The following is a 3,992-nucleotide window of genomic DNA, read 5'->3' as shown; positions in this document are numbered from 1 at the left end:
GGTTGAAACTTGTGCAGGGTGAAGTGCCGCGCCCGCCAGCACAACGCGCGCCACCGGCCCCCGTCGATGCACAGGCAGCCGGGGCTGCGGGGCAGACGCCATCACTGGCCGGCATCGCGGACGAAGGATTGCGGTCGGCGCTGGAGGATCTGGCGGCCCAGTTGTCGGTTCGAACCGGGCCGGCCAGAGTAGAGTGAAGTATATCGGGTAGCCTGAGGTCAGACTTCCTCGACCGGGGAATCCGCGCTGGCCTTGACGCTTTCGATCCCCTTCAGGGCCGATGCCTTCGACGAATAGCCCTCGGACGCGGTGGCGATCACGTTGCCGTTCGAGTGCTTGAGCCGCCAGCGATACTCGCCAGCCTTGTCCTTGTAGAGTTCGAACTTGGTAGCCATGAGCCTCCCTCTCGTCTCGGATGAGGCATGCAGGGTTGCAGCCAATTGGCGTGTTCGCAAGCCCCCGGTTGCAAGGATTCGGCGTCGCGCCTATCTCGGGGAGTGGCGTCGGCGCGGTTGCCTTTGCCCAGGAGTTTCAGATGAGCAACCTGTTCGACGATCGGGAAAAGGGTTTCGAGGCAAAGTTCGCCCACGAGGCCGAGGTTGAGTTTCGCGTGACTGCGCGGCGCAATCGCCTGATCGGTCAATGGGTTGCCACGAGGCTTGGGCTGACCGAAGCCGAATCCGAGGCCTATGCGAAATCCGTCGTGCAGGCCGAATTCGAAGAAAACGGCGACGAGGACATCCTTCGCAAGCTGATCGGCGATCTGCTGAAGGGCGGGGTCGACACCAGCGAAATCGAGATCCGCGAAATGCTCTCGAAGTTCAAGGCGCAGGCTCGCTCGCAGATCATCAAGGACGCCTGACATGCCCATGCCCCGCCACGAAATCGAGGCGGCGATTCGTGCCGCCCTGCCGGATGCCACCGTCACCCTGACCGACCTTGCCGGAGACGACGATCACTGGGCTGCTCATGTGATCTCGCCCAGCTTTGCCGGGATGAGCCGGGTGAAACAGCACCAGATCGTCTATTCTGCGTTGGGCGGTCAGGTCGGCGGGCGGCTGCACGCCCTTCAACTTACGACATCGATTACGGCCTGATTCGGCTGCACCAGGATCGGCTGCGGCCTGAACGGCATATTTGCGGAGAATGAAAATGGACGCCACGCACCAGAAGATCGAGGCCATCATCAAGGGCCATCCGGTTGTTCTGTTCATGAAGGGAAATCAGGATTTTCCGCAGTGCGGCTTTTCCGGTCGGGCTGTCGCGATCCTCGAACATCTCGATGTCCCGTTCCACTCGGTCAACGTGCTCGAGGATGCCGAAGTCCGTCAGGGCATCAAGGAATTTTCGGATTGGCCGACCATTCCGCAGCTCTATGTGAACGGCGAATTCGTCGGCGGCGCCGACATCATGATGGAAATGTTCGAAGCCGGTGAATTGCAGGCACTGATGGCCGACGCCGGCGCGCAAGCGGGCTGACACCCGCCACATGGCCGGTTCCGGGCCGGAATCGGCCATCCATCCGCTGACTTTCGGCCCCGTGTGGGCGCGGACACTGGCTGTGTTGCGCGGCAATGGCGCCGTGCTGTGGCCGCTTGCGGCCGCGTTCTTCTTCCTGCCGCAGCTTCTGATCAGCTACGTGGCGCCCGCCCACGCGCCTGCCAAAACACAGGACCTCGCACAGTCTTTCCCTGTGCTGTTCGTGGGGGCTGTCGCACTGCTGGCGACTCTGGTCGGGCAGGTGTCGGTTGCGTTCATCGCGGTGAAGGATGGAACCGGCGGCCTGATTCTGAAGCAGGTGATCGCGCGATCCGCGCGGCTGCTGCTGCCGGCGCTCGCCCTTGTCACGATACAGGGGATCGCGGTTGTGCTTGGCGGCCTGTTGTTCATCATTCCGGGGCTTTGGCTGATGGCGCGGCTTGCTGTCGCCATGCCGATCTTTGCCACCGGCACCGACGATCCTGTCGAGGCGCTGACCAACAGTTGGCGTATGAGCGAGGGGCGGGCGCTGCGTATTTTCGGCTGCCTTGCCATTCTGCTGCTGGGCGTGCTGGCGCTGTATCTTGGCATGGTTTCGGTGGGCGCCGCGACCGGCGTGATCGGCGGTAAGGCGGCTGTGCCGGGCGCCAGCGGCGGCTGGGGTCTGGGCCGCTGGGTGTTCGAGGTTGGCAGCAATGCGATCGTAGGGGCAATCGCCCTCGTCTCGACCTGCTTTCACGCGAGCCTGCTGGTTGCGGTGCGGCAGTGCCGGCGGCTCGGACTATGACCGGCGATCCTGAATCGCTCGGCGTGGTGCTGGTGGTGGCTGCCGCCGACAACGGTGTCATCGGGCTGGATGGCGCGATGCCGTGGCATCTGTCGGCCGACCTCAGGCGCTTCCGGCGGATCACCACCGGGCACCCGGTCGTGATGGGCCGCAAGACATATGATTCGATCGGCAAGCCGCTGCCCGGCCGCCACAACATCGTGCTGACCCGCACCCCCGGCTGGTCTGCGCCCGAGGTAACGGTGGCAGACAGCATCGATGCCGCCATCGAGGCCGCATCGGGCGGCCCGTTTGCTGCTTCCGGCGCGATCATGGTGATCGGCGGCGCAGAGATATTCGCGCTGGTGCGCCCGCTTGCCGCACGCATCGAACTGACGCGTATCCATCTGTCGCCGCGTGGCGACACCTGGTTCGATGCCCCCGATCCTGCTGAATGGCGTGAAGTTGCGCGCGAAGATCACCCGGTCGTCGGCGACGCACCTGCACACAGCTTCTTGAGCTATCAGCGTCGTAGCGGCTAACGGGCGCACATGATCATCACCGAGGGAGATGTGGCGCTTCCGGCCGGCCTTCGCGGCGGGGCGGCGGCGCTTGGTAATTTCGATGGCGTACATCTGGGGCATCAGGCCGTCATCGGGGCGGCGATCGCGGCAGCCCGCGCCGAAGGGCGACCGGCCCTTGTGGCGACCTTCGATCCGCACCCCGCACGGTTCTTCCGGCCCGATCTGCCGCCGTTCGCACTGACCACCAAAGCCCAGAAGCTGGAACTGCTTTCCGGCCTGGGCGTCGATGCGATCACGGTCATTCCGTTCAATGCGGAACTGGCTGCGATGTCGGCCGAAGCGTTCTGCCGCGACTGGCTGGCAGGCAGGCTGGGCGTCGCCCATGTGACAACGGGCGAAGATTTCACCTTCGGCAAGGGGCGATCCGGCACGGTCGCAAGCCTGCGCGAGCTTGGCGCGGTGCACGGCTTTTCGGCACATGCCGTGCATCCGGTCGAGAGTGATGGCGCGGTCGTTTCATCGACACGCATCCGTGCGGCGCTGCGCGAGGGCAAGGTGGACGAGGCGGCGCGGTTGCTGACGAGGCCGTTTGCCCTGCGCGCGGCCGTCATCCACGGCGACAAGCGCGGCCGTACGATCGGCATCCCTACCGCCAACCAGGACCTCGGTTCCTATGTCCGCCCGCGCTATGGTGTTTACGCCGTGCGGGTGCGGCTGCCTGATGGCTCAATGGCCACGGGCGTTGCCAATCTTGGCGTCCGTCCGATGTTCGAACCGCCGAAGGAATTGCTGGAAACCTGGATCTTCGACTGGTCGGGTGATCTTTATGGCGCCGAGATCGAAGTGGAACTGGCGCACTGGCTGCGGCCGGAATTGCGCTTCGGATCGCTTGAGGAACTGCGCGAGCAGATCGCGAGCGACGCCGAAAAAGCCCGCGCCCTGCTGTCAGGCAGCTGAGCCGATTTCAACGGCAGTGCACCACCAAAAGCCGCTTAGCTGCTGACGCGACTGGATTCTTCGCGGACGATTTCCCGTGCATAGGGCATGCATTGCCCGCACTGCGGCCGACAACCAAGGCGCTGATACGCTTCGAGCGCGCCGCTGACGCCGTCGCGCGCGATTTCGCGGACCTGGGCTTCACGCAGGGCATTGCACGAGCAAACGATCATCTGAGCGGCCTTTGCGTTGCGGCAGATCGTGAAATCCGCTGCGGTTTCTGCGGG

At 64.4% G+C, this 3,992-nt stretch carries 9 protein-coding genes; 7 read left to right on the top strand and 2 right to left on the bottom strand.

Annotation, left to right across the window (positions count from 1 at the left end):
- Positions 1–197 (top strand): hypothetical protein (locus AC16JP_RS12335; protein WP_484340914.1); only part of this gene is annotated, 197 nt, incomplete at its 5' end.
- Positions 198–218: 21 nt separating this feature from the next.
- Here AC16JP_RS12335 and AC16JP_RS12330 read toward each other — a convergent pair.
- Complete coding sequence (locus AC16JP_RS12330) at positions 219–395, bottom strand: YegP family protein (RefSeq protein WP_484340913.1); 177 nt, start codon at positions 393–395, stop codon at positions 219–221.
- A gap of 140 nt (positions 396–535) precedes the next feature.
- Here AC16JP_RS12330 and AC16JP_RS12325 point away from each other — a divergent pair, with 140 nt between their 5' ends.
- Genes AC16JP_RS12325 through AC16JP_RS12300 form a run of 6 tightly spaced genes read left to right on the top strand, consistent with a single transcriptional unit; the run spans position 536 to position 3,726 of the window.
- Positions 536–862 carry a DUF1476 domain-containing protein gene (locus AC16JP_RS12325; RefSeq protein WP_484340912.1) on the top strand — a complete coding sequence of 109 codons (327 nt, stop codon included), beginning with the start codon at positions 536–538 and terminating at the stop codon, positions 860–862.
- Position 863: 1 nt separating this feature from the next.
- Positions 864–1,097, top strand: a complete 234-nt coding sequence (locus AC16JP_RS12320) for a BolA/IbaG family iron-sulfur metabolism protein (protein ID WP_484340911.1) — start codon at positions 864–866, stop codon at positions 1,095–1,097.
- A 55-nt stretch (positions 1,098–1,152) separates the two neighbouring features.
- Positions 1,153–1,479 carry a Grx4 family monothiol glutaredoxin gene (gene grxD, locus AC16JP_RS12315; RefSeq protein WP_484340910.1) on the top strand — a complete coding sequence of 109 codons (327 nt, stop codon included), beginning with the start codon at positions 1,153–1,155 and terminating at the stop codon, positions 1,477–1,479.
- A 10-nt stretch (positions 1,480–1,489) separates the two neighbouring features.
- The gene (locus AC16JP_RS12310; RefSeq protein ID WP_484340909.1) at positions 1,490–2,266 is read left to right on the top strand and encodes a hypothetical protein; all 777 of its coding nucleotides are present in this window, start codon (positions 1,490–1,492) and stop codon (positions 2,264–2,266) included.
- Positions 2,263–2,787: a dihydrofolate reductase gene (locus tag AC16JP_RS12305; protein ID WP_484340908.1), complete on the top strand. Its 525-nt coding sequence runs from the start codon at positions 2,263–2,265 to the stop codon at positions 2,785–2,787. Before AC16JP_RS12310 ends, AC16JP_RS12305 begins: the two co-directional genes overlap by 4 nt.
- A 9-nt stretch (positions 2,788–2,796) precedes the next feature.
- On the top strand, positions 2,797–3,726 hold the full coding sequence (locus AC16JP_RS12300) for a bifunctional riboflavin kinase/FAD synthetase (protein ID WP_484340907.1): 930 nt from the start codon (positions 2,797–2,799) through the stop codon (positions 3,724–3,726).
- Between the two features lie 35 nt (positions 3,727–3,761).
- Here the strand turns inward: AC16JP_RS12300 and AC16JP_RS12295 are convergent.
- A partial coding sequence (locus tag AC16JP_RS12295) for a (2Fe-2S)-binding protein (RefSeq protein ID WP_484340906.1) occupies positions 3,762–3,992 on the bottom strand: 231 nt, incomplete at its 5' end.

The organism is Sandaracinobacteroides sp., from assembly GCF_057137845.1.
This window is presented reverse-complemented; position numbering and strand designations above follow the sequence as displayed.

What these genes read in the sequence shown, in the direction of transcription:
- AC16JP_RS12330 (WP_484340913.1), bottom strand. Translation starts at nt 395, where the DNA reads ATGGCTACCAAGTTCGAACTCTACAAGGACAAGGCTGGCGAGTATCGC.
- AC16JP_RS12325 (WP_484340912.1), top strand. Translation starts at nt 536, where the DNA reads ATGAGCAACCTGTTCGACGATCGGGAAAAGGGTTTCGAGGCAAAGTTC.
- AC16JP_RS12320 (WP_484340911.1), top strand. Translation starts at nt 864, where the DNA reads ATGCCCATGCCCCGCCACGAAATCGAGGCGGCGATTCGTGCCGCCCTG.
- grxD (WP_484340910.1), top strand. Translation starts at nt 1,153, where the DNA reads ATGGACGCCACGCACCAGAAGATCGAGGCCATCATCAAGGGCCATCCG.
- AC16JP_RS12310 (WP_484340909.1), top strand. Translation starts at nt 1,490, where the DNA reads ATGGCCGGTTCCGGGCCGGAATCGGCCATCCATCCGCTGACTTTCGGC.
- AC16JP_RS12305 (WP_484340908.1), top strand. Translation starts at nt 2,263, where the DNA reads ATGACCGGCGATCCTGAATCGCTCGGCGTGGTGCTGGTGGTGGCTGCC.
- AC16JP_RS12300 (WP_484340907.1), top strand. Translation starts at nt 2,797, where the DNA reads ATGATCATCACCGAGGGAGATGTGGCGCTTCCGGCCGGCCTTCGCGGC.